Here is a 24,262-nt window from a genome sequence, read left to right as displayed (position 1 = left end):
CCATGACAGAGATGCCCTCAGGGCGGGTACGAACGCCACCATGAAGCCCACCGCCACCTACCGGCTCCAGCTCCAGCCCGCCTTCCCCTTCGCCGCGGCGGCGGCAGCGGTGCCGTACCTCGCCGGACTCGGTGTCTCGCACCTCCATCTCTCCCCCGTGCTGGAGGCCGTACCGGGATCCGCCCACGGCTATGACGTCACCGATCCGACCCGGGTCCGGGAGGAGCTGGGCGGCGAGGAGGGGCTGCGGGCACTCGCCGGCACGGCCCGGGAGCACGGGCTGGGACTGGTGCTGGACATCGTCCCAAATCACATGGCCGCCCACCCCCGCCACAACCACGCCTTCCGGGAGGTGCTGCGCGAGGGGCCGTCGTCGCCGTACGCCCGCTGGTTCGACATCGACTGGGAGGCGGGCGGCGGCAAGGTGCTGCTGCCGGTGCTCGGCGGCCGGATCGGGGACGAACTGCATGCGATGCGGGTGGACGGCGATGTCCTGCGCTACGGCGAGCAGAGCTTCCCGCTCCGCTCCCGGGGCGACGGGGTGCCGCTGCCGGAGCTGCTGGACGGCCAGTGGTACCGGCTCGGCTGGTGGCGGCTGGCCCGTACCGAGCTCACCTACCGGCGGTTCTTCACCATCTCCGATCTGATCGGGGTGCGGGTGGAGGACCCGGAGGTCTTCGCCGCCACCCACGCCAAGATCATCGAGCTGGTGCGGGACGGGGTGGCGGACGGACTGCGGGTCGACCACCCGGACGGGCTCGCCGACCCGGAGACCTATCTGCGGCGGCTGGACGAGGCGGTCGGCGGTGCCTGCTGGACGGTGGTCGAGAAGATCCTCACCGGCGAGGAGCGGCTGCCGCCCGGCTGGCCGGTCGCCGGCACCACCGGCTATGACGCGCTCCACCGGATCGACGGACTCTTCACCGACCCGTCGGGAGCGGCCGAACTCGCCCATCACTACCGGGAGTACACCGGCCAGGCCGGGGACCGGGGCGGCTTCTGGGACGCGACGGTGCGCCGGGCCGCGTACCGGGTCGTCACCCATGAGCTGGCCGCCGAGACGGCCGCGCTCACCCGGCTCGCCGAGCGGGTCTGCGCCGGGGATCCGGCGCTGCGCGACCACGCCCCCTGGGCGCTGCGGACCGCCGTGCGCGAACTGCTGGTGCGGGTGCCGGTCTACCGCCCGTACCGCATCGGCGGCGACGAGGTGCTCACCGTACGGGCGGCGGCGGGCGCCAAGGCGGCGTTCCCGGTCCCGGAGGAGGCCGCGGCGGTCGATGTCGTACGGGATCTGGCCCTCGGCAGGCTCGGCGAGAGCCCCAGCCGCGACGCCTTCCGCGCCCGGTTCGCCCAGACGGCGTCCGCGCTGCGCGCCAAGGCCGTCGAGGACACGGCCTTCTACCGCTACACGCCGCTGATCAGCGCGAACGAGGTCGGCGGCGATCCGGCCAGGCCGGCGGTCGGCCCGGCCGAGTTCCATGCCTACGGGGAACGGCTGGCCCGGGACTGGCCCTCCGGCGGAACCGTGCTGACCACCCATGACACCAAGCGCAGCGCGGATGTCCGGGCCAGGATCGCGGTGCTCTCCGAGTGCCCGGGCGAGTGGGCCGAATTCATCACCCGGGTCACCGCCGAGGCGGAACTCCAGGACGGCGGGCGGGCGCCCGATCCCCATGTGGCGTGGGTGGCCTGGCAGACGGCGGCCGGATTCGGTTTCCCCTACGGGGACCGGCTGCGCGCGGCGCTGCTCAAGGCGGTGCGGGAGGCGGCGCTGCACACCAGCTGGACGGAGCCGGACCAGGTGTACGAGAAGGCCGTCGCCGACTTCGTGGCCGCCGGGCCGGCCGGGCCGCCGCTGTACTCGATGGCCCGGTTCGCCCGTGAACTGGCTCCGTGGGCGCGGGCCAACACCCTCGGGGCGGCGCTGCTCCATCTGACGATGCCGGGCGTGCCGGATCTCTACCAGGGGACGGAGCGGGAGTATCTCGCCCTGGTCGACCCGGACAACCGGCGGCCGTTCGAGGAGGGCCCGCCGGACGAGAAGACGGCGCTGACCCGGGCGGCGCTCGCACTGCGCCGGGAGCGGCCGGCCGTCTTCGGCGAGTCGGGGACCTATGTGCCGCTGCGGGCGGGCGGACCGGCCGCCGACCACTGTGTGGCGTACTGCCGTACGGGAGAGGCGGTCGTGGCCGTCACCCGGCTGTCGCTGCGGCTGGAGCGGGCGGGCGGCTGGCGGGAGACGGAGCTGGTGCTGCCGGAGGGGCGCTGGGCGGATCTGCTCGCGGAGGGGCAGGGGGAAGGGGAAGGCCGGGAGGGGGCGGGCGGGACTCCCGTACGGCTGGCGGAGCTCTTCGCGGACCGGCCGGTGGCGCTGCTGGGACGGGTGCGTCAGTCGCCCTGACCCTCGATCACCGTGCTTCGACCGGATGACGGTGGGTCGACGCGTTTCGGCGACGGGCGGCCGGTCCATGTGGTTCGGTCATATGACGGCCGGTCACCGCATCGCGGTCAGCGGGAGGTCAGCCGGAACCACATCTGGCCGAAGCCGACCATGTCGCCCTCCTGGACCGGTACCGACCCGGTCACCCGGCGGCCGTTGACGGTGGTGCCGTTGGTGGAGCCGAGATCGCGGAGGATCCAGACTCCGTTGCGCATGCTCAGCTCGGCGTGGTGGCGCGAGACGGTGTCATGGCTCAGCCGCAGCCCGTTGTTGGGGTCGCGGCCGATCCGCAGCGGGAAGGGATCGGGCTCGGGCAGCAGCAGTGGCGGCAGCTTCTGGGTGTGCCAGGCGCGCCGGAGGCGTACGACGAAGGCGGAGACCCCGCCCACCGCGCCGACCAGCCGCTGCGAGAGGCCGCCCGGCGCCGCCGTGTCCAGATCGGCGGTGAGTGCCCGCAACTCGCCCTGGCTGCGGGCGACGAGAGCCAGCTCCATCCGGCGCAGAAAGGTGTCGTGTGACAGCTTCCCCTCGGCCGCTCCCTCTCTCAGCAAACCGACGAACCGATCCCGCTCGGCGTCGGAGAGCCGGGCCGGAGCGGGGTGCGCGGGGAATTCGAAGGACGATGTCACTCTGTGATTGTCGGGCCGGGGATTGACCCTGTCCAGAATGAGAACCGGCTCCCGCCGGCGGCCCGCGGCCCGCCGGCCCGCTCCGGGGGGCCGCGGGAAATCGGCTGGACGGTTCCGGAGCTGCCGTCTATGGTGATGATCAACGCCTGAAGTGACGGAGAGGAGGCGAGTGCCGTGTTCACCACATCGTTCCCGCGCTCCCGCCCCGTCCGCCCGGCGTCCGCAGTCTGACCGGGAGCGCTTTCACCGCTTCTCCGGAGGACTCTCCCATGACCGATCTGGTCATCCGCGCGCTCACCGAGCGCGACGCACATCTCTTCGACACCCTTCCCGACCCCCTCGGCGTCGGACAGGCCCTCTCCCGGGTCACCCACCGGCCCGACTGGAAGCGGGTCGCCCTGCGCGACGGCGTGGTCGTGGCGCGGGCCGCCTGGTGGGGCGCGCCCGATGACGAGCGCCCCGTCAATGTGAACTGGTTCGACTTCGCCGACGGCGAGGAGGAGGCGGGCGCCGAGCTGCTGCGCACCTCGCCCCATCGGGCCGAGTACCAGCTGATCCTGCCGAAGGACTGGCGGGCGGATCCGGTGACCGCCGCGGCCGGCGAGGCCCGGCTGCGGGCCGCGAAGGCCGCCGGGATGGAGCTGCTGGTGGAGCGCTACCAGTACCGGTGGACACCCGACTGCGGGCTGCCCGAGCGCCCGGGGCGGCTGGTCTTCCGGCCCGAACCCGACGACGAGGTGATCCTCTCCGTACTGCGCCGGGTGCACTCGGGCACCCTCGACGCGCATGCGCTGCTCGCCATCGCCGAGGACGGGCTCGACCGGGCCGCCCGCGAGGAACTGGAGTTCTTCCACTGGTGCCCGTCACCGCGCGAGTGGTGGCAGCTCGCCTACACCCCCGGCGGTGAGCTGGTCGGACTGCACATCCCGGCGCACAACCCGGCGGGACCGTGCATCGGCTTCATCGGGGTCGTGCCCGGGCAGCGCGGGCACGGCTACGCGTACGACCTGCTGGTGGAGTGCACCCGGGTACTGGCCGAACAGGGCGCGGAATTCGTCGCGGGCGCCACCGACCAGGGCAACTTCCCCATGGCGGCGAACTTCGCCCGGGCCGGGCACCCGATCGTGCAGGAGCGCATCCATCTCGTTCCGGTGCCGGTGCCGCCGGTTCCGGTTGCGCCGGTGCCCGGCGGTTCCGCCGGCTGACGGGTCACGGGGGTGTCCATGGGCTCTCCCGGGCACCCCCCGCGGCGCGGGACACCCGTTCCGTACCGCGTTCATTGCCAGGATGACCTCCGGGGGTCCGGACGGCCGGGCTCCCGTGACGAGGAGGTCGCCGGTGCTGTTCGAGGTGTGGGCCCCCCGGGCCGGAGAACGGGTCGCGCTCTGGCTGGACGGTACGGAACACCCGATGGCCCCGGTGCCGGAACGGGCCGGCTGGTGGAGCGCGGAGGCCGCGGCCGGGGAGGGCGCGCGGTACGGCTTCCGGCTCGACGGGGGGCCGGTCCTGCCCGACCCCCGCTCCCGCCGCCAGCCGCTCGGCCCGGACGGGCCGAGCGCGGTGGCGCTCCCCGACACTCATTCCTGGCGGCACGAGTGGCCGGGCCTGCCGCTGCGCGGCGCGGTGGTGTACGAGCTGCACATCGGCACGTACACCGCCGAGGGCACCCTGGACTCGGCCGCCGGACACCTCGGCGAACTCGCCGAGCTGGGCGTCACCCATGTCGAGCTGATGCCGCTCTGCCCCTTTCCCGGAGTGCACGGCTGGGGCTACGACGGTGTCTCGCTCTGGGCGGTCCACGAGCCCTATGGCGGACCCGCGGCACTGAAACGCTTTGTCGACACGGCACATGCGCACGGTCTCGGTGTGATCCTGGACGTGGTCCACAACCACCTCGGCCCCTCCGGCAACCATCTGCGCGCCTTCGGCCCCTACTTCACCGACACCCACCACACACCCTGGGGAGCCGCGGTCAACCTCGACGCGCCCGGCTCCGACGAGGTGCGGGCCCATCTGCTGGGCAGCGCCCTGCGCTGGCTGCGGGAGTTCCGGCTGGACGGGCTGCGGCTCGACGCGGTGCACGCGCTCGCGGACGGCCGGGCGCTGACCTTCCTCGAGGAGCTGACCAGCGCGGTGGACAAGCTCTCCGTCGAACTGCGCCGCCCGCTCTTCCTGATCGCGGAGTCGGACCTCTGCGATCCGCGCACCACCACCCCCCGCAAGGCCGGCGGCATCGGCGTCCACGCCCAGTGGAACGACGACTTCCACCATGCGCTGCACACGGCGCTGACCGGTGAGGCACAGGGGTACTACGCGGATTTCGCGACCGCGCCGCTGGCCGCCCTGGCCAAGACGCTCACCCGGGTCTTCTTCCACGACGGCACGTACTCCTCCTTCCGGGGCCGAACCCACGGGCGCCCCGTCGACCTCACGGCCACCCCCGCGCACCGCTTCCTCGGCTACTCCCTCACCCACGACCAGGTCGGCAACCGCGCCCTCGGCGACCGGCCGGCGCACTCCCTCTCCCCCGGCCTCCTCGCCTGCGCGGCGGCCCTGGTGCTGACCGGGCCCTTCACCCCCATGCTCTTCATGGGCGAGGAGTGGGGCGCCCGCACCCCCTGGCAGTACTTCACCGACCACACCGATCCCGCCCTCGCGACGGCGGTGCGCGAGGGCCGCAAGCGGGAGTTCGCGGCCCACGGCTGGCCGGCGGCGGACCTCCCGGACCCCCAGTCCCCCGCGACCCGCGCCCGCTCCTGCCTCGACCGCGCCGAACGCCTCCGCGCCCCGCACGCCCGCCTGCTGACCTGGCACCGCGCCCTCATCACCCTCCGCCGCACCCACCCCGACCTCCTCGACCCCGACCTCACGTCGGTCCGTGTGGCATGGGACGAGTCGGCGCGGTGGCTGACACTCCGGCGGGGAGAGGTGTGTGTGGTGGTGAATCTGTCGGGGGGTGGGGGTGGTGCGGTGGATGTGGAGGTGGGTGGGGGTGCTGCGGGGCGGGTGTGGGGGGTCTGGGGGGAGGCGGAGCTGAGGGGGAGGGTGGTGCGGGTGGGTGGGGAGTCGTGCGTGGTCCTGACGGAGTGCGGCTGATCTTGCGGGGGTGCGGGTCCTCGCCGGGGCGGAGCCCCGGTTACGGGAAACGGCCCCCGCAGGAGCACCCCACCCGCACCCGGGGGCACCCCACCCGCGCGGAACAAGCGTCCCGCCGCCCGGAGGGGTCAGGTGACCACGGCCAGGTCGTGGGGCGTGTTGTTCAGGCGGCGCGGCCCCTCCGCCGTCACCGTCACGATGTCCTCGATCCGCACACCGAACCGCCCGGGAAGATAGATCCCCGGCTCCACCGAGAAACACATCCCCGGCACCAGCGGCAGCGTCTCCCCCTCGATCATGTAGGGGGGCTCATGCGTCGTCACCCCGATCCCGTGCCCGGTCCGGTGGATGAACAGGTCTCCGTACCCCGCGTCGGTGATGACCGTGCGCGCCGCCCGGTCCACCTCCTCGCAGGGGACACCCGCGCGCGCCGCCTCGAAGCCGGCCTGCTGGGCCTCGCGCACCACGTCGTGAATGTGCTGTTCGGCGGGGGTGGGCTCGCCCACATGGACGGTGCGGGTGGTGTCGGAGCCGTAGCCGTCCTTGAGGCCGCCGAAGTCGAGCACGACCATGTCGCCGTGTTCGATGGTGCGGTCCCCGGCCTCGTGGTGCGGGTTGGCGCCGTTGGGGCCGGAGCCGACGACCGTGAAGTCGACCTGGGAGTGGCCGAAGCGCCGGAGCAGGGCGGCGAGGTCGGCGGCGACCTCGGTCTCCCTCCGTCCGGCGAAGGGGACCTTCAGGATCTCCTCGTAGGCGGCGTCGGCCGCCGCCCCCGCCGCGGCCAGGCGCTCCAGTTCATGGGAGTCCTTGACCGCCCGCAGCATCGGAAGCGCCTCGGTGAGGGCGGCGTACGTGGTGGACGGGAGCGCCTGCTGGACGCCGAGGAGGTGCAGGGCCCAGGTGTTGTCGCTGACCGCGAACCGGCCGGACGCGGTGAGGAGCGGCGCGGTCACGGCGTACGGGTCGTCCTTGCCGTCCGTCCACGGCCGCAGGGTCGTCGCGGGGGCGCCGGGGGCCCGCTCCGCGTCGGGGGCCTCCAGGGCGGGGACGACGAGGACGGGGTCCCGGTCCGCGGTGAGGACCAGCAGGGTGAGCCGTTCGGTGGCGGCGGGGGGCTGGTAGCCGGTGAGGTGGACCAGGTCGGGGCCGGGGGCGATGAGGATGCCCGCGAGTCCCGCTTCGGCGGCGGACTCGGCGGCCCGGGCCATCCGGGCCCGGTAGTCGTCGGCGGTGAAGGGCGCGGGTGGTGTGGGCATGGGTTCATCGTGCCCGGGGTCGCACGGGCCCGCGACCCCGCGGCTACCCGCGTTCCTCGTTCACCAGCCGTTCCAGGAGCTCCTGGAAGTCCTCCCCCACCACGATCCGCAGCCCTTCGCCGTCGTCGTCCCGGTCGCTGAGCTGGGTGAGCCTGCCGTCGCGCCACCAGTAGACATACGGGCTGATCGCGCCGGGGGTGTCGGTGTACCCGGCGGCGGCGAAGGAGGCCATGGCATTGAGCGCGGGGATCATGCCGGCGTCGTGGATGACATGGAAGGCGAGCTGGTGCCGGAAGGGCATGGCGACCAGTGCGCCGTCCGCCGTCAGCAGGTCGCCGGTGGTCTCGCGGACGACGCTCTCCAGGGCGAGGACCCGGCTGGCGGTGTAGAAGGAGTCCCCGAGGACGACCTCGAAGCGCATGCCGTCGTCGCCCTTGACGGTCTCGTGTCCTTCGATGGCCAGGCCGCGCAGATTGTAGAGCGCCTGTTCCCGCAGGTAGCGGTGGTCTCCGAGGGGTTCGAGGGCGTCGTCGGTGAGCATCATGACGCTCTCCGGGAGGTCGAGCGCGATGATCTCGTACAGGCCGGGCGCGAGCTCGCGGGCGTAGTCGAAGTTCTCGCGCTCGAAGCCCTCGGAGCTCATGATCCGGGGGTAGAGCTGGGAGCGGATCTGCTCGGTGGAGAGGGTGTCGAGCGCGGAGGGCGCGTCCATGGTGCGCAGGACCATGCCGACATGGCGGCGGACCAGTTCGGGCCAGGAGCGCGGGCCTCGGTCGTCGTTGTGGAGGACGGCGGCGAGATTGGCGAGTCCGAACTGGCGGCCGGAGCTGTCGGAGACGACATCGGCGTAGACGGTGACCTCCAGCCCGTGCTCGGCGAAGGCTTCCCGTACCTGGGCACGGAACCGGGTGCCCTCATTGGCCGAGAAGTAGGAGAATTCGGGGTCGCGGGGGGCATCTTGCCCGTCGCGCCTCGGCCCTCGCCGGAACAACCCCACGTCGTCTGCCTTCCATTCGTCCGTCATCCGCGCTGAGAGGGTACCCACCCGTGGCGCTCCCACCCCGCGCGGGGCTGCTCAGTCGATGGGTACGACCAGGTCAGCACGGTTTTTTCGGCGGGCGACGAGTTCGGCGTTGAGCTCGTCGGACCCGCGTACCCAGCGTTCGGCGCCGGCCCGGTCGCGGCCGTGCCGGACATGCCGGTCGATCAGCCTGCGCACCCGTACCGCGGGGTCGGGTTCGAGGTACCAGACCTCGTCGAGGAGTGGCCGGATCCGTGCCCAGGGTCCGTCGTCGTGGAGGAGGTAGTTCCCTTCGGTGACGACGAGCGGGATGCCGGGGGGTACGGGGACGCTGCCCGCGATGGCTTCTTCTAGGGAGCGGTCGAAGGCGGGGGCGTAGACGGTGACGCCGGGCTCGGGGGTGCGGAGCCGGGTGAGCAGGGCCGCGTAGCCGTGCGGGTCGAAGGTGTCGGGGGCGCCTTTGCGGTGGGCGCGGCCGAGGCGGCGGAGTTCGGCTCCGGCGAGGTGGAAGCCGTCCATGGGGACGAGGGCGGCCAGCGGGCCGAGGGCGTCGGTGAGCTGTCCGGCGAGGGTGGACTTCCCCGCTCCGGGTGGTCCGGTGATGCCCAGGACATGGCGGCGGCCCGGGACGGCGAGTGCCCGGGCCCGTTCGAGGAGGCTGGACTGGATTTCGGGCATGGTGCCAGTGAATCACCGGGGCCCGGAGCCGTACGGGGCCGTTGTGCGCGCTCCGTACGGCTCCGCGGCTCAGCTCTCGTCGGGGGTGAGCCGGAGCGAGATGGAGTTGATGCAGTACCGCTGATCGGTCGGGGTCGCATACCCCTCACCCTCGAACACATGTCCGAGGTGTGATCCGCAGCGTGCGCACCGTACCTCGGTACGGAGCATTCCGTGCGAGCGGTCCTCGATCAGCTCGACCGCGTCCGTGTCCTTCGGGTCGTAGAAGGACGGCCAGCCGCAGTGCGAGGCGAATTTGGTGTCGGAGCGGAACAGCTCCGATCCGCATGCCCGGCAGGAGTAGACGCCCTCCGTCTTGGTGTCCGTGTACTCACCGGTGAAGGCGGGCTCGGTCCCGGCCTGGCGGAGCACCTGGTACTCGGCCGGGCTCAGCTCCTCGCGCCACCGCTCGTCCGGCTTCTCGATGTCGTAGGCCATGACAACCGCTCCTCAGCTCGACAGACGGGCCAGGATCTCCGGACCGAGGTCCGTGACGTCGCCCGCACCCATGGTGAGAACGAGATCCCCGGGCTTCGCCATTCCCGCGACCACGGCGGGCACCGTGTTCTTCTCCCCCACCGCTGTGACGTCGGCGCCGGCCGCACGGGCGGCGTCGATGATGATGTCGCTGGTCACACCGGGGATCGGGTCCTCGCGTGCCGGGTAGATGTCCAGCACCACCGAGGCGTCGGCCAGTGCGAGTGCCCGGCCCATCTCGGTGCCGAGCTCCCGGGTGCGGGAGAAGAGGTGCGGCTGGAAGACCACGAGCAGCCGGGCGTCGGCGGCGGCCGACCGCATGGCCTCCAGGTCGGCGGCCATCTCGGTGGGGTGGTGCGCGTACGAGTCGATGACCTGCACCCCGGCCGCCTCGCCCTTGAGCTGGAGGCGGCGCTTGACCCCGGTGTACTTGCCGAGGGCGGAGGCGAGGTTGTGGGCGGGGATGCCGAGGGCGACACCCGCGGCGAGCGCGGCCACCGCGTTGTGGGCGTAGTGCCTGCCGGGGACGGAGACGGTGAAGGTCAGGAAGCGGCCGTCCAGGACCACGGTGACCTCGCTGGTGAGCCCGCGCGGGGTGACCTTGTGAATCCGCACATCGGCGGTCTCGGACTCACCGTAGGTGACGATCTTCACATCCCGCTCGGCGGCGGCGCGGCGCACCCGGCCGGTCAGCTCGACGGCGCCGGACTGGTCGGCGGCCACGACGAGGGTGCCGCCGGGAACGATCCTGCCGGTGAAGGTCTCGAAGGACTCGTGGATCTCCTCCATCGACGCGTAGTTCGCGTGATGGTCGAGCTCCACATTGAGGATGATCGCGACCTCGGGCGCGTAGGCGTGGAAGCTGCGGTCGCTCTCGTCCGCCTCGGCCACGAAGATCGCGCCGTCGCCGTGGCGGGCGTTGGTGCCGGGGCCCCCGAGGTCGCCGCCGATGGCGTACGAGGGGTCCAGGTCGAGCGCGGCCAGGGCCACGGCCAGCATGGAGGTGGTGGTGGTCTTGCCATGGGTGCCCGCCACCGCGATCGGGCGCAGACCGTCCATCAGGGAGGCGAGGGCGTCGGAGCGGTGCACCACCGGAATGGCGAGCTCCGCGGCGCGCACCAGCTCGGGGTTGTCGGCGCGGATCGCGCTGGAGACGACGACACAGCTCGCGTCGGCGGCCAGATGTCCGGATGCGTGGCCGATGTGGACGGTGGCACCGAGGGCGCGCAGGGCGCCGGCGGTGGGTGATTCCTTGGCGTCGCTGCCCGCGACCTTCGCGCCGCGCTCGGCGAGGATCTTCGCGATACCGGACATGCCGGCACCGCCGATGCCGATGAAGTGCGGGCGTTCCATGGCGCTGGGGGCGGCGGATGCCATGCAGATGTCTCCCAATGATTCCGACGGGCGGTCCGGCCCGCGGGACGCGCGGGGCGGTGGTGTGGACGGACGGCAAGCCTATTCGCTGTGCGCGAAGAGTTTGAGCACCGGTACGCCGACCTTGTGGCGGGCCCGCGAGGCCCAGTCGCGGTGGAAGAACTCCTCGACGTAGTGGGGTGCGGTCAGCACGATCACCTCATCGGCGCCGGCCTCGTCCACCACGGCCTTGAGCCGGTCGAGCGGATGTGCCTCCACGACCTGGCCGGTGGCCTCGCAGCCGGCGGCGCGCAGTGCGGCCAGCGAGTGCTCCAGGGCGAGCCGGGCGGGGGCCGCGGCGTCCCGTCCCTCCGGCACCTCGTTCTCGTGCACGGCCTCCCCGAGTTCGCCGAGAGCCACGTCGTCGATGGCCCGCAGCAGGAGATCGGCCTGGTCTCCGCGGGGCTGCATCAGCACGATGAAGGAGATCCCTTCGTCCCCGTGGAGCGTGGTGACGAAGTCCACGTCGTCGGGCGTCAGGGGCTTCTCGATCATCAGTACGCTTGTGAACACGTCGGGACCCTTCTGCGGAAACCATCCTTCCCCGTGCCCGCACGGGGTCTGCGAGAGTAAGTGTGCCCAGCCGAAGCTAACCGGAACGGCAAATTCCGCCGATTGTCAGATGCGACGGTAGCGGGTGAAAAGGAACCCCGCCTCCTCCAGCACCGAAGCCAGGGCAAACCGCTCGGGGACGGCCGTGCCCGGCCCGCCCGCGATCCGCTGGGCGTCCCCCGCCGTCATGGCCGGCGCCACGGTCAGACAGAGCTCGTCCAGGGTCCCGGCGGCGACGAACTGTCCGAGCAGCCGCGGACCGCCCTCGGTGAGCAGCCGGGTCAGACCGCGCTCCCCCAGCGCCCGGACGATCCGGGCCGGCTCCGCCCCGGGGCCGTCCCCGGCGATCACCACCTCCGCACCCGCCCGCTCGGCCGCGCGAATCCGGTCCGGGGGCGCCGCGGCGCCGGTCAGCACCAGGGTCGGCACCAGGGGCTCGGTGAAGAGCGACAGCCCGAAGTCGAGCTCCAGCGAGGCGCTGACCACGGCGATCGCGGGCGCTTGGCCCTGACCGGCGGCGGCCCGCCGGGCGGCGAAGACCTCCCGCGCCCTGGCCGGGCGGTAACCCTCCAGGCGTACCGTTTCCGCACCGACCACGACGGCATCGGCGAGTGCCCGGAGCGTGCCGAAGATCCGCATGTCGGTGTCGCAGGACAGGGGCTGGGAGCGGCCGTCGTGCTGGGCGGCGCCGTCCAGTGAGGACACCATGTTGGCGCGCAGCCAGGGGGTGCCGGACGCGCCCTCGGCCCGGGTGCCGGCCGGATACGCATAGGCGTCGGCCAGCTCGTCGAACGACCACTCACGGTCGTCGGCGGGTGTCTGATCGGTCACAGGGAGCAGGCGTCGCATGGGATGCAGTGTGGCACGCCCCTTACAGTGGGGTTTTGTGTCGACCCGTGCCCCGAGTGCCATATCAGAAGGCGTGCCGCTCTCCCTGTGCGCCCGCGAGCCGTTCGTCCCCGCCGGCCGGCTGGTGGCCGAGATGGTGCCGCCACCGCGTTTCGACTCGGTCCGTTTCGACACCTATGTGCCCGATCCGGGGCAGCCCAGCCAGTCCGAGGCGGTGACCGTCCTCTCGTCCTTCGCGGCGGGTCTCGGCGGTGCCCATGCCGGCGGCGCGGGCAAGCGGCGCTGGTTCGCCCGGAAGCCCGCCCCGGCCGCCGGGCCGCGCGGGGTCTATCTCGACGGCGGTTACGGCGTCGGCAAGACCCACCTGCTCGCCTCGCTCTGGCATGCGACCCCGGCCGAGCCCTCCCTCAAGGCCTTCGGGACCTTCGTGGAGCTGACCAATCTCGTCGGCGCGCTCGGTTTCCAGCAGACGGTGCAGACCCTGAGCGGTCACCGGCTGCTCTGCATCGACGAGTTCGAGCTGGACGACCCGGGCGACACCGTCCTCGTGTCGAGCCTGCTGCGCCGGCTGGTCGAGGCGGGGGTGGCGCTGGCCGCGACCTCCAACACACTGCCCGGGAAGCTGGGCGAGGGCCGGTTCGCCGCCGCGGACTTCCTGCGGGAGATCCAGGGGCTCTCGGCGCACTTCCGCCCGCTGCGCATCGACGGCCAGGACTACCGCCACCGCGGCCTGCCGGACGCGCCCGCCCCGTACTCCGAAGAGGTGGTCGCGAAGGCCGCGTACGCCACCGACGGCGCCTCGCTCGACGACTTCCCCGGGCTCCTCGAACATCTCGCGAGGGTCCACCCGAGCCGGTACGGCGCGCTGACCGACGGCGTGCGCGCGGTCTGTCTCACCGGTGTGGGCCCGGTGCCCGACCAGTCCACCGCGCTGCGGCTGGTGGTACTGGCCGACCGCCTGTACGACCGCGAGGTGCCGGTGCTCGCCTCCGGGCTCCCCTTCGACCGGCTCTTCAGCGACGACATGCTCAACGGCGGCTACCGGAAGAAGTATTTCCGGGCCATCTCCCGTCTCACCGCACTGGCCCGTGACGCGAAGGTTCTGGCGGGGCAGTAGGTTCTGGTGCGTAACCAGCTTTCCGTCAGAAGGGATCCACCACCATGGCCACCACCCGCACGGCGCACACGGTCTGGGAAGGCGAGCTGCTCAAGGGGACGGGCACCGTCACCTTCGACTCGTCCGGCATCGGCTCCCAGCCGGTGTCCTGGCCGTCCCGCGCCGAGCAGGCCAATGGCAAGACCAGCCCGGAGGAGCTCATCGCGGCGGCTCACTCCAGCTGCTTCTCGATGGCGCTCTCGCACGGCCTGACCGGTGCCGGCACCCCGCCGACCCGGCTGGAGACCAAGGCCGATGTCACCTTCCAGCCCGGTGAGGGCATCACCGGAATCCACCTCTCCGTCCGCGGTGAGGTGGAGGGCCTGGACGCGGAGGGCTTCGCCGCCGCCGCCGAGAACGCCAAGCAGAACTGCCCGGTGAGCCAGGCGCTCACCGGCACCACGATCACGCTCACCGCCGAATTGGCCTGACCACACCTGTGACACCGGCGATTTTCGGCGTCTCCTGAGGTCCTGTGGCCCGCACCGTTCACACACCGTCAAGGTGCGTGATACACCGTGCGGGTCACATCTCTGTCCGCCAGCAGGGAGTTGCCTCATGTCAGCGACACGACGTCATGTTCTGGCCCGTACCGGCGCGCTGAGTGCCGGAATCGCGTTCACGGGCGCGCTCACCGAACTCTTCGCGGGAACGGCCGCCGCCCACGGGCGCGGGGGCTATGGGCCGCTGCTCCCCGATCCGGCCGGTCTGCTCGATCTGCCGGAGGGCTTCCGCTACCGGGTGCTCTCCCGCGAGGGGGACCCGCTGCGCTCCGGCGAGGGCCCGGTGCCCGGCCGCCACGACGGCATGGAGGCCCTCGCGGGCCGCCGGGGCAGAGTCCATCTCGTGCGCAACCACGAGAACCGGCACAGCTCCTCCCCCGGCGTCCCCACCGTCGACGGCCTCACCTACGACCCGGCGGCACGGGGCGGCTGCACGGTCCTGGAGCTGGACGGCCGGAACAATGTGCTCTCCGAACGGGTCGGCATCGCCGGTACCGCCGTCAACTGCGCGGGCGGCCGAACCCCCTGGGACACCTGGCTGACCTGCGAGGAGAACGAGGACAAGGCCGGCACCAACGGCTACACCAGGGATCACGGCTTCATCTTCGAGGTGGACGGCGCCGATCCGCGGCGCACCGGTGCGGTACCGCTGACCGCGATGGGCCGGTTCCAGCACGAGGCGATCGCCGTCGACCCGGCCACCGGAATCGTCTACGAGACCGAGGACGCCTTCCAGCCACCGTACGGACTCTTCTACCGCTTTCTGCCGAGGAAGCCGCTGGGCGGTACGGGGTCGCTCCGCGCGGGCGGCGAGCTGGAGGCGATGCGGGTGCCCGGCGTGCCCGATCTGTCGGCGATCGACGAGACAGGGGCGTGTTTCCAGCGGGTGGAGTGGGTGCCCGTACCGGACAGCCAGGCGCGGCAGACACCCGTACGGCTCCAGGACTTCGGCCCCAGGGGCATCACCCGGGCGCAGAAGCTGGAGGGCTGTTACTGGGGCGGCGGTTCGGTGTACTTCGTCTCCAGCTTCGCGCGGAGCGACGAGGGCTCGGCACGGGACCACTTCGGGCAGGTGTGGAAGTACGAGCCGCACCGCAGGCGGCTCACCCTGGTGATCGTCTTCGGCCCGGACACCGACATCCAGCTCCCCGGGGAGTCGCCGGACAACATCTGTCTCACGCCCAGCGGCGGGCTGATGGTGTGCGAGGACGGCGACGGCGCCCAGCACGTGTACGGGCTGACCAGGCGCGGCGACCTCTATGAGCTGGCCCGCAACCGGCAGAACATCGGCTCGCCGGAGAGCCCCCGCTGGGGGGAGTTCGCCGGGGCCTGCTTCTCGCCGGACGGGGAGACGATGTATCTGAACGTCTACCGGCCGGGGACGACCTTCGCGATCACGGGCCCCTGGAGCCACCGGGACTGAACGGCCGCCGGCCGTCTGTCCGCCGTTCGCCCGCTGTCTGCCGTCTGCCGTCTGCCGTCTGCCTGCCATTCGTCCGCCGTGCGCCGTGCGCGCGGGGCGGGTGGGCGGCGGGTGGGCGGCACCCGGCGCTACTCGATGACGAGCTCGACCGGGATGTTGCCCCGGGTGGCCTTCGAGTACGGGCACGTCTCGTGGGTCTTCTTCAGCAGCGCCTCGCCCGCCTCGCCCAGGAGGTGGTCGGGGAGCTCGACCCGCATCACGACGGCGAGCCCGAAGCCGCCGTCGGTGTCCTTGCCGATACTGACCTCGGCGGTGACCGAGACGTCCTTGACGTCGATCTTCTCCATGCGGCCGATCACTCCCATGGCACTCGCGAAACAGGCGGCGTACCCGGCGGCGAAGAGCTGCTCGGGGTTGGTGCCCCTGCCGTCGCCGCCGAGAGCGGCGGGGAAGGCGAGCGGGAGATCGACCTGGCCGTCGGAGCTGACGGCGCGGCCCTCGCGGCCGTTGGCGGTGGCCACAGCGGTGTAGAGCGCGTCCATGAGTGGTGAACCTCTTTCGTCGTCGGCGTTCCCTGATACGAGTGGAGCCAGTAGAGCACGCAATTGAGTTGTGCACAACTGAATGACGTGAGGGGTATGCTGTGCTCATGGAGAGAGCGACGCTCAGCGATGTGCCGGACGAGGACTTTCTGCGCCTGGACCATCAGATCTGCTTCTCGCTGCACGCGGCGTCGCGGGCGTTCAACGCGGTGTACCGCGCCGCGCTCAAGGATCTGGACCTGACCTATCCGCAGTACCTGGTGATGCTGGTGCTCTGGGAACACGGCGAGCTGCCGGTCAAGCGGATCGGGGAGCATCTGCGGCTGGACTCGGGCACACTGTCGCCACTGCTGAAGCGGCTGGAGGCGGCGGGCCACGTGGAGCGCCGCCGCAGCCGCGAGGACGAACGCTCGGTGACGGCCCGCCCCACGGAACAGGGCACCGCGCTGCGGGCCCGCGCGCTTGAGGTACCGCGGCGGATCGCGGCGGCGACGGGGTTGCCGGCGGGGCGGATCGGGGCGCTGCGGAGGGAGTTGGCGGAGCTGACGGAGGCGCTTGATTCGGCGGACGAGGGGATCCTGCGGGGCGGGTGACGCCTTGCGGGGGCGGTTCCGGGGCTCGGCCCCGGGCGGGTGCCTCTGGCGGGGCGGGGTTTGGTCGCCCTTGCGCGGGGTGGGCGCCGCCTCAATCGCCGGCTGGGCTGTTGTTGGTGCGGGTTGCCCGTTTGCTCGGGCTGGGTGCTTGTTGGTGCGGGTTGGGTGCCGCTCCGGTTCGGCACTGGGGCTGCATGATTTACGGCGCGGCCACCCGGTCTTGTTTTGTTCGCCCGGGTTTGCGCCGCAAATCACGCTTGATGCCCCAGTACCGCTCCTGCGCGTCCCCCTTTCCGCGAGTAAGCCCAGTGCGTGATCACCGTGCTCTGGCTGTCCGCGCGTTCCGAGTCGGTTTCACAAGGCGGGGAACCCCGGTCCGGAACGTCACCCAGGGGTCGGATCGTGATGGGCGTCAGAGTGGGCGGGTGCCTCTGGGCGGGCGCTCCCGCACATGCGAGGAGAGCAAACGGAACAAGGGACCGAGGCACCGCAAGGCGGACGCGACACCGCCCACGCACATCACCCCAATGCACAGTCACATTTACCTACAAACACGACATGCTCAGATATTTTTGAGCCATGATCACCCCCGTACGCCGGATGACCGCCGCCCTCACCGCCGCCCTCACTCTCACAGCCTGCGGCGGCAGCGGAGGCGACGGCGAGACCGGTGAGCAGGCCCGCCCCACACCTCACGGCGCCCAGGCGCCCGCCCCCGCGCCGCGGGCCGAGCGCGGGCGGGTGGTGGCTCCCGTCTTCGAACGAGCCGCCGCCCCGGCGGCAGGCGCGGAGAAGACCGTCGCGCTGACCTTCGACGCCGATATGACCGCCGACCAGGGCCCCCGCGCGGCCCGCGGTGAGCGGTTCGACAATCCGGAGCTGATCAACACCCTGCGCGAGCTGAAGGTGCCGTCCACCGTCTTCATGACCGGCCGCTGGGCCGAGGAGTACCCGGCCCAGGCGCGGGCCATCGGTGCCGATCCGCTCTTCGAGGTGGGGAATCACTCCTACAGCCACTACGCCTTCACGGCCGATTGCCACGGACTCCCGGTGGTGGACCGGAGCCGGATGCGGTCCGATGTGGAGCGGGCGGCCGGCTCCTTCCGGAAGACCGGCGTGCGGCGGACCGTGCCGTACTTCCGCTTCCCCGGCGGCTGTTACGACGACGCCGCCCTGCGGGCCGTCGCACCGACCGGGGTGACCGCCGTGCAGTGGGACGTGGTCGGCGGCGACGCCTTCGCGACGGACGCGGACGCCGTGGCCGAGCAGGTGCTGGACGGAGTGCGGCCGGGGTCCGTGGTGGTGCTGCACTGCACCACCAGCGCCGCCCCGGCCACCGAGCGGGCGATCCGGCGGATCGTGCCGGAGCTGCGCGCACGCGGCTACCGGATGGTGCGGGTCTCCGAGCTGATGGGGAACGGGAGCCCGGCGCGGTGAGCCCGCCGGGCTCAGCCCGAGCAGGCCCCGCGCTGCGCTTCCTGCCATTCGCAGACGGGACAGAGCGTCGCGCCCTTCACCGACTCCGGGTACTCCGTCGGTTCCCGGCAGAGGACGCACTCGGCGAAGGGCGGCCCTCCGCTGTCGGACGGGGCAGGGGCCGGAGCCGGCGGCTCACAGGGGTACCGGGGAACGGATTCCATACCCCCGAGAGTACGTCCGCGAAGGGGTCAGCCCGATGCCTTCTGCGGTACCAGCTCGCTGGGACGCACGATGACGAAGCCCTCGCCCTGGAGCATCAGCTGCACCGCCTCGCCGGAGCCGCCGCGCACCATCGAGCCGAAGGACTGGGAGCGGTTGAGCGAGGTCTCCAGCTGGGCGCTCCAGCCGACGACCGCGTCGGTGTCCACATACACCGGCTGCTGCGCGGTGACCGGGATCACGATCGGGTTGCCCTCGCAGATGACGGCGAGCTTCCCGTAGCCGGTGAAGACGCTGTTGAAGAGGCCGCCGCCGGCGGAGCCCACGCCCTTCACGGTCTTGATCTCGTAGGAAAGGGTGGGGTCGAAACAGAGCACATTTCGGCCGTTGATGGTCAGCGCGTCGCCCTGGTCGAGCTCGACGATGAAACAGTTCGCCGCCTCGTGGGCGAACCACGCCTCGCCCTGGCCGCGCACCGCCATCAGCGCCAGGCCCTCGCCCGTGACGGCCCGCTTGAGCATGCCGCCCAGGCCCTGGCCCTTGCGCTCGAACTGAAGGTTGCCGCGGAAGGCGATCATCGACCCCTGGCGCGCATGCATCTCACCGTTGACGACATAGCGGATGGATTTCGCGTTCTGCTGGGACATGCCGGGCACGGTCGCCTGCTGTGCCATGTTCTCCGAGGCGAAAAGTTCACTCTTCATGGAAAGCATCCTCACCCGGAGGGGTGTGTTCCGACAACCATCGCTCCAGGTGGGGGGCGGAGGCCCCGGCGCCGCGGGCTGGCAGACTGGCCGGCGTGAGCAGCGAGAGCGTGAAGCCCGGCACCCTGGAGAACCAGGCCGAGAGGCCCGAGACCGCCTTCCGGCACGAGGCCCGGCAGTTCGTACTGCCGCTGGTGGTGCGGATCGAGAAGACCGCGCCCCCGGCCCGTACGGACGCCCTGGAGACGGCCGCCCGCGCGGTGCTCCGCATCCTCGCGGACGAGCGGTCGCACGGCGACGGGGAGTGGGCCGGGGCCATGCGGGACTGGCAGGACGCCCGGATCCGCAAGGTGGTGCGCCGGGCGCGCGGCGCGGAGTGGCGGAAGGCGTCGGAGCTGCCCGGTGTCACCGTGACGGGCCGGACGGCGGAGGTGCGGGTGTTCCCGCCGGTGCCGCTGGACGGCTGGCCCAGGGAGCTGGCGAAGCTCCAGGTCTCCGGGACGGATCTGGACGACCCCGAGCCGGCCGCCGCCCCGGACCTCTCCGGGCCCGTGCTGTGGATGAGCCCGGCGGTGGAGATGTCGGCCGGGAAGGCGATGGCGCAGTCCGGCCACGGGGCGCAGTTGGCGTGGTGGGAGCTGACGGACGAGGAACGCGCGGCATGGGCGGAGGCGGGGTTCCCGCTCTCGGTGCGCACCCCGGGGGCGGAGCGGTGGCGGGAGCTGGCGGCCAGTGGGCTGCCGGTGGTGCGGGACGCAGGTTTCACGGAGATCGCCCCGGGGTCGGCCACGGTGGTCGCCGACCATCCGGCGCTGCGCGGCGGGCGCTGACCGCAGGGCCGGGTGCCGCGCACCTTGCTGCGGCGCAACCTCAAATGAACCTCTGAACGTCCTCCCTTCCGGATTCGGATTCGCCCGGCGGGGCCATCACCCCTGCACGCACACCGTCATACCGGTGCGGTGGGCGTGAGGAGGGGGACATGGAACTCGGTATCGGAATCGGCTGGCGACCGGAGATCGCCCGGACCGTGGCGGAGCTGCCCGGCATCGACTGGGTGGAGGTGGTGGCGGAGAACATCTGCCCCGGTCATCTGCCCGAACCGCTGGCCCGGTTGCGCGAGCGCGGCACCAGGATCATCCCGCACGGGGTGTCGCTGGGGCTGGGCGGCGCCGACCGGCCCGATGAGCGGAGGCTGGCGGAGCTGGCGGAACGCGCGGTGGCGCTGGGGGCGCCGCTGGTGACGGAGCACATCGCCTTTGTCCGCGGCGGCGGTCCGCTCACCGCGTCGCCCCGACTGGAGGCGGGTCATCTTCTGCCCGTGCCCCGGACCCGGGAGGCGCTGAAGGTGCTCTGCGAGAACGTCCGGATCGCCCAGGACTCGCTGCCGGTGCCGCTGGCGCTGGAGAACATCGCGGCTCTCTTCTCCTGGCCGGACGAGGAACTGACGGAGGGGCAGTTCCTGGCCGAGCTGGTGGAGCGGACCGGGGTCGGCCTGCTGATCGATGTGGCCAATCTGCATACGAACCGGGTGAACCGCGGCGAGGATCCGGCGCGGGCGCTGGACGAGCTGCCGGTCGAGGCCATCGCCTATGTCCATGTGGCGGGGGGTGTGGAGCGGGACGGGGTGTGGCACGACTCGCATGCCCATCCGGTGACGGAGCCGGTGCTGGAGGTGCTCCGGGAGCTGCTGTCCCGGGTGTCGCCGCCCGGGGTGCTGCTGGAGCGGGACGAGGACTTCCCGCCGGCGGCGGAGCTCGCCGCCGAGCTGGAGACCATCCGGCGGACGGTGCTTGAGCCGGCTCTCGTACCGGCCCGCGAACCGGTCACGACGGCGCCGCGCGGGGAATCCGCGCCCGCCCCGGACACCGGCGCCCGGGAGCGGCTGGCGCTCGGGCAGACCGCGCTGCTCTCCGCGCTGGTCGCGGGCACCCCCGCGCCCGAGGGCTTCGACTCCCGGCGGCTGCGGGTGCAGAGCCGCGCGCTGGCGGCCAAGCGGGCCTCGGTGGTGGCCAGGATCGCGCCCGAGCTGCCCGAGATCCTCGGTGCCGACTACCGGACCGGCTTCCTGGCGTACGCCGGGGCCCGGCCCATGCGCGCCGGCTACCGCCGTGACGCGCTGGACTTCGCGGAGCATCTGCTCATCGCGGGGCGGCCCGCCGACGACGGAGCGCGCCGCGAGCTGACCCGGTGGTGGGAGGAGCGGATCGCACCGCATCCGCCCCGCCCGCCCCGCAGGACCGGCCGGATCCTGCGCGCCGCCCGTGCCGTACTCGTCAGGAGGTAGTGCCGTGAACCTGCACACAGCCACGCTCTTCACCTACATCGTGATCGCCGCCTCCACGATCGGGCTGATCGCCGGATGGAGCCGGGTCACCAGCCGGGTTCCGGCCGCGTATCCGCACCGGGCGCGCGGTGGCATGTACGAGGCCGCCTTCCTCAGCGGCGGGCCGGGCAGGGTGGTGGACGCCGCGCTCGCGGAGATGCACGCCGCCGGGGAGCTGCGGATCGGCGGGCCGGGCATCGTCGCCGTGCTCCGCGCCGAGGGCGGGGGCACGGTCGAGCGGGCGATTCTCGATCAGCTCGCGGCCGCCCCGAACGGTTCGCTGAGCGAGCTGCGCCATGCGGTGATGCGGAGCCCTGCGGTCCAGAAGATCGGCGACCGGCTCGCGGAGGAGGGGCTGCTGCTGCGGCCCGGCACGCCCTGGCGCCCCTTCCGGATCTGGGGCATCACCCAGGGGGTGGTCTGCATCGTGGCGATACCGGCCGCGATCGCGCTCACCATCGTGGGTCTCGTCCACGACTGGGAGGGCAATCTCCCGCCGTTCGTGCTGACGGTGCTGCCCGCCCTGCTGGTGGGCAGCGTGAGCGGTTTCATCATGGCGGGCCGCGCCCGGCGGCTCACCGCCACGGGGCGGGCCGTGCTCCAGAAGCACCGGTCGGCGTCCCGCCATGTGACGGGAACCGGCGAACTGGTGGCGCTGCGCGGGCCGTGGCGCGGAATGATGAGCGACCCCTCGGCCGCGTCGGCACTGGCCGCGGCGGCCGTGGCGCCGGTGATCCTCGCCTCGGTGCCGGACGGCGGCCCGGGGTGTGACGCGGGTGCCTCCTGGTGCGGTGCCGGCCCCGGCAGCGGCGGCTGCGGCACCTCGGGCGGGGGCGGTTCGAGCTGCGGGGGCGGCGGGAGCGGCGGCGGCGGCGGTTTCGGCTGCGGAGGAGGAGGCGGGAGCAGCGGCGGTTCGAGCTGCGGCGGCGGGGGCGGGGGCTCCAGCTGTGGTGGTGGGGGCGGGGGCGGGGGAGGCTGCGGAGGAGGAGGCGGCTGCTGATCCCGGACGGCCCGCGCGGACCGCCCCGTACCCGAACAGGGATACGGGGCGGTCCCGCGTACGGGTCGCCCGGACGGTCTCGTTGGGGTCATGCGACGCGACACCCGCCTCCGGTGCTTTACAACTCCCGCCCGCGCACGAAGGATCCCCGGACCGCCGTTCGCGCCGCGGTGGAGTGCCCCGTACGGGACGCCCCGCCGACCGCGCACCACACCGGCCGTCCGCACAAAGGGGAATGCGATGCGATCAGTGGCGAAGTACGGAATCGGGATGGTGGCGGGTTCCCTGGTCGCCGGAGTCCTGACCGCCGCCCCGGCCGGTGCCACCACCACCGACGCGGAGGCCCTGGGCACCGCGCTCGCCGCCCGGCGGGCCGCCGCCGGGGGAATCGACTTCGGGGTCTGCCCGAAGTCCGAGGCACTGCCCGGGCATGTGCGCTGCGGCACCGTCGAGGTCCCGCTCGACTACGCGGCGCCGAACAGCCGGAAGATCAGACTCACGGTGAGCCGGGTGAAGGCGAGCGGCGCACCCGCCGCCCGGCAGGGCGCCCTCGTCTACAACCCGGGCGGCCCCGGCGCCTCCAGTATGTGGTTCCCGCTCGCCGCCGCACTCCCCGAGTGGGAGCGGATCGCGAAGGCGTACGACATCGTCGGCTACGCCCCGCGCGGAGTGGCGAGGTCCGCGCCGCTGAGCTGCCAGGACCCCAAGGGATTCCTCAAGGCGCCCACCCTCGCGCCGACCCACCCCTCCCCCGCCCACAAGGCCGAGCGGATCGCGGAGGCGAAGGCGTACGCGGCGGGGTGCGCGCGCCGGGGCGGCACCGCGCTGCGGCACTACACCTCGCTCAACAACGCACGCGATCTCGACGTCCTGCGGGCGGCCCTCGGCGAGGAGCGGCTGACCTTCATGGGAGCCTCGTACGGCACCTACTTCGGCGCCCTGTACGCGACGCTCTTCCCCTCCCATGTGCGGCGGATGGTCTTCGACTCGGCGGTGAACCCGGAGCGGAGCAGGATCTGGTACCGCAGCAATCTCGAACAGTCGCTGGCCTTCGAGAGCCGCTGGGCCGATTTCCGCGACTGGGTCGCCCGGCACGACGCGACCTACGGCCTCGGGACCACGGCGGCGGCCGTCGCCGAGCGGTACGAGGAGGCGCGGGCCAGGCTGGCGGTCGAGCCGGCGGGCGGGGTGGTCGGGCCCGGTCAGCTCCAGTCGGCGTTTCTGGGCGCGGGTTACTACGACGACTACTGGGTGCCGCGGGCCACCGCGCTCTCGGAGTATCTGCGGGGCAACGCGAAGCCGCTGATCGAGCAGGCGGCGCCGGACCGGGGCGCCGCGGCGGAGGCGGAGAACTCCACCGCCGTGTACACGGCGATCGAGTGCAATGACGCGCCCTGGCCCACCGACTTCGCGGTGTGGGACCGCGACAACACCGAGCTGGCCCGGCGGGCGCCCTTCGAGACCTGGGACAACGTGTGGATGAATCTGCCGTGCGCCTACTGGGAGGGGCCTCGGCAGCAGCCGCTGGAGGTGCGCACCGAGCGGGGTGAGCTGCCGCCGGTGCTGATCCTGGCGGCGGAGCGGGACGCGGCGACCCCGTACGAGGGGGCGAAGGAGCTGGCGCGGCGGCTGCGGGGCGCGGTGCTGATCACCGAGCGCAATGCCGGTACGCACGGTATCGGCGGGGGCGGCAACGAGTGCGTCAACGCCCACCTGGAGAACTATCTGCTGCGGGGGCAGACGCCGGTGCGGCGCGCGTACTGCGCGCCGCACCCGGAGCCGGACCCGGTGTCGCTGGAGCGGCGGGCCGATGAGGCCGGACAGCCCCGCCACGCCCCGGCCGAGAGGGCCGGGGTGCGGGGGCTGCCGCACACCGTCTGATCTTCCGGGTCGGAGGAGCTGGTTCCGCCGGCTGCGGACCGGCTCCTTC

At 72.5% G+C, this 24,262-nt stretch carries 23 protein-coding genes; 12 read left to right on the top strand and 11 right to left on the bottom strand.

Features of this window, described 5'->3' with window-relative positions; genetic code table 11:
* Positions 1-40 precede the first annotated feature (40 nt).
* A complete protein-coding gene (gene treY / locus AAFN69_RS18075; protein WP_347729558.1) occupies positions 41-2,401 on the top strand; it encodes a malto-oligosyltrehalose synthase in 2,361 nt (786 codons plus the stop codon).
* A 107-nt stretch (positions 2,402-2,508) separates the two neighbouring features.
* Here the strand turns inward: treY and AAFN69_RS18070 are convergent, their stop codons facing one another.
* Complete coding sequence (locus AAFN69_RS18070) at positions 2,509-3,069, bottom strand: DUF1707 and FHA domain-containing protein (RefSeq protein WP_347729557.1); 561 nt, start codon at positions 3,067-3,069, stop codon at positions 2,509-2,511.
* Between the two features lie 269 nt (positions 3,070-3,338).
* Between AAFN69_RS18070 and AAFN69_RS18065 the strand changes: the two genes are divergently transcribed.
* Positions 3,339-4,274, top strand: coding sequence for a GNAT family N-acetyltransferase (locus AAFN69_RS18065; protein WP_347729556.1), 936 nt, complete (start codon positions 3,339-3,341; stop codon positions 4,272-4,274).
* Positions 4,275-4,407: 133 nt separating this feature from the next.
* The gene (treZ, locus tag AAFN69_RS18060; protein ID WP_347729555.1) at positions 4,408-6,165 is read left to right on the top strand and encodes a malto-oligosyltrehalose trehalohydrolase; all 1,758 of its coding nucleotides are present in this window, start codon (positions 4,408-4,410) and stop codon (positions 6,163-6,165) included.
* A gap of 128 nt (positions 6,166-6,293) precedes the next feature.
* Here the strand turns inward: treZ and AAFN69_RS18055 are convergent, their stop codons facing one another.
* The 7 genes from AAFN69_RS18055 to AAFN69_RS18025 form a co-directional block, all read right to left on the bottom strand.
* Positions 6,294-7,421 (bottom strand): aminopeptidase P family protein, encoded by a 1,128-nt coding sequence (locus tag AAFN69_RS18055; RefSeq protein WP_347729554.1) that lies wholly within the window; start codon positions 7,419-7,421, stop codon positions 6,294-6,296.
* A gap of 43 nt (positions 7,422-7,464) precedes the next feature.
* On the bottom strand, positions 7,465-8,418 hold the full coding sequence (locus AAFN69_RS18050) for a hypothetical protein (RefSeq protein WP_347729591.1): 954 nt from the start codon (positions 8,416-8,418) through the stop codon (positions 7,465-7,467).
* A 78-nt stretch (positions 8,419-8,496) separates the two neighbouring features.
* Complete coding sequence (locus tag AAFN69_RS18045) at positions 8,497-9,120, bottom strand: nucleoside/nucleotide kinase family protein (RefSeq protein ID WP_347729553.1); 624 nt, start codon at positions 9,118-9,120, stop codon at positions 8,497-8,499.
* A 69-nt stretch (positions 9,121-9,189) separates the two neighbouring features.
* Positions 9,190-9,597 (bottom strand): peptide-methionine (R)-S-oxide reductase MsrB, encoded by a 408-nt coding sequence (msrB, locus tag AAFN69_RS18040; RefSeq protein WP_347729552.1) that lies wholly within the window; start codon positions 9,595-9,597, stop codon positions 9,190-9,192.
* Between the two features lie 12 nt (positions 9,598-9,609).
* Positions 9,610-11,013, bottom strand: a complete 1,404-nt coding sequence (gene murC / locus AAFN69_RS18035) for a UDP-N-acetylmuramate--L-alanine ligase (RefSeq protein WP_347729551.1) — start codon at positions 11,011-11,013, stop codon at positions 9,610-9,612.
* A 78-nt stretch (positions 11,014-11,091) separates the two neighbouring features.
* Positions 11,092-11,562: an indole-3-glycerol phosphate synthase gene (locus AAFN69_RS18030; RefSeq protein ID WP_347729550.1), complete on the bottom strand. Its 471-nt coding sequence runs from the start codon at positions 11,560-11,562 to the stop codon at positions 11,092-11,094.
* Positions 11,563-11,667: 105 nt separating this feature from the next.
* Positions 11,668-12,450, bottom strand: a complete 783-nt coding sequence (locus AAFN69_RS18025) for a pyrimidine reductase family protein (protein WP_347729549.1) — start codon at positions 12,448-12,450, stop codon at positions 11,668-11,670.
* Here AAFN69_RS18025 and zapE point away from each other — a divergent pair.
* From zapE to AAFN69_RS18010, 3 genes are all read left to right on the top strand, one after another.
* Complete coding sequence (gene zapE / locus AAFN69_RS18020) at positions 12,449-13,567, top strand: cell division protein ZapE (protein ID WP_347729548.1); 1,119 nt, start codon at positions 12,449-12,451, stop codon at positions 13,565-13,567. The genes AAFN69_RS18025 and zapE overlap by 2 nt on opposite strands.
* 44 nt (positions 13,568-13,611) lie before the next feature.
* Positions 13,612-14,037: an OsmC family protein gene (locus AAFN69_RS18015; protein WP_347729547.1), complete on the top strand. Its 426-nt coding sequence runs from the start codon at positions 13,612-13,614 to the stop codon at positions 14,035-14,037.
* A gap of 127 nt (positions 14,038-14,164) precedes the next feature.
* Positions 14,165-15,532 (top strand): alkaline phosphatase PhoX, encoded by a 1,368-nt coding sequence (locus AAFN69_RS18010; protein WP_347729546.1) that lies wholly within the window; start codon positions 14,165-14,167, stop codon positions 15,530-15,532.
* 128 nt (positions 15,533-15,660) lie between these two features.
* Here AAFN69_RS18010 and AAFN69_RS18005 read toward each other — a convergent pair whose 3' ends face one another.
* The gene (locus AAFN69_RS18005) at positions 15,661-16,074 is read right to left on the bottom strand and encodes an organic hydroperoxide resistance protein (protein ID WP_347729545.1); all 414 of its coding nucleotides are present in this window, start codon (positions 16,072-16,074) and stop codon (positions 15,661-15,663) included.
* 107 nt (positions 16,075-16,181) lie between these two features.
* Here AAFN69_RS18005 and AAFN69_RS18000 point away from each other — a divergent pair, with 107 nt between their 5' ends.
* On the top strand, positions 16,182-16,667 hold the full coding sequence (locus tag AAFN69_RS18000; RefSeq protein WP_347729544.1) for a MarR family transcriptional regulator: 486 nt from the start codon (positions 16,182-16,184) through the stop codon (positions 16,665-16,667).
* Positions 16,668-17,246: 579 nt separating this feature from the next.
* Positions 17,247-18,104: a polysaccharide deacetylase family protein gene (locus tag AAFN69_RS17995; RefSeq protein ID WP_347729543.1), complete on the top strand. Its 858-nt coding sequence runs from the start codon at positions 17,247-17,249 to the stop codon at positions 18,102-18,104.
* An 11-nt stretch (positions 18,105-18,115) separates the two neighbouring features.
* Here the strand turns inward: AAFN69_RS17995 and AAFN69_RS17990 are convergent, their stop codons facing one another.
* Both AAFN69_RS17990 and AAFN69_RS17985 read right to left on the bottom strand, forming a co-directional pair.
* Positions 18,116-18,307 (bottom strand): hypothetical protein, encoded by a 192-nt coding sequence (locus AAFN69_RS17990; RefSeq protein WP_347729542.1) that lies wholly within the window; start codon positions 18,305-18,307, stop codon positions 18,116-18,118.
* Between the two features lie 27 nt (positions 18,308-18,334).
* Positions 18,335-19,009 (bottom strand): AIM24 family protein, encoded by a 675-nt coding sequence (locus AAFN69_RS17985; RefSeq protein WP_347729541.1) that lies wholly within the window; start codon positions 19,007-19,009, stop codon positions 18,335-18,337.
* A 110-nt stretch (positions 19,010-19,119) separates the two neighbouring features.
* Here AAFN69_RS17985 and AAFN69_RS17980 point away from each other — a divergent pair, with 110 nt between their 5' ends.
* The 4 genes from AAFN69_RS17980 (at position 19,120) to AAFN69_RS17965 (ending at position 24,213) form a co-directional block, all read left to right on the top strand.
* Complete coding sequence (locus AAFN69_RS17980; protein ID WP_347729590.1) at positions 19,120-19,839, top strand: peptidyl-tRNA hydrolase; 720 nt, start codon at positions 19,120-19,122, stop codon at positions 19,837-19,839.
* 149 nt (positions 19,840-19,988) lie between these two features.
* Positions 19,989-21,293, top strand: coding sequence for a DUF692 domain-containing protein (locus tag AAFN69_RS17975; RefSeq protein WP_347729540.1), 1,305 nt, complete (start codon positions 19,989-19,991; stop codon positions 21,291-21,293).
* A 4-nt stretch (positions 21,294-21,297) separates the two neighbouring features.
* Entirely contained in the window at positions 21,298-22,332 is a 1,035-nt protein-coding gene (locus AAFN69_RS17970) for a TIGR04222 domain-containing membrane protein (protein ID WP_347729539.1), read from the top strand.
* A 240-nt stretch (positions 22,333-22,572) separates the two neighbouring features.
* Positions 22,573-24,213, top strand: coding sequence for an alpha/beta hydrolase (locus tag AAFN69_RS17965; RefSeq protein WP_347729538.1), 1,641 nt, complete (start codon positions 22,573-22,575; stop codon positions 24,211-24,213).
* Positions 24,214-24,262: the final 49 nt, after the last annotated feature.

Source organism: Streptomyces sp. CAU 1734, from assembly GCF_039888735.1.
Classification (GTDB): domain Bacteria; phylum Actinomycetota; class Actinomycetes; order Streptomycetales; family Streptomycetaceae; genus Streptomyces.
This window is presented reverse-complemented; position numbering and strand designations above follow the sequence as displayed.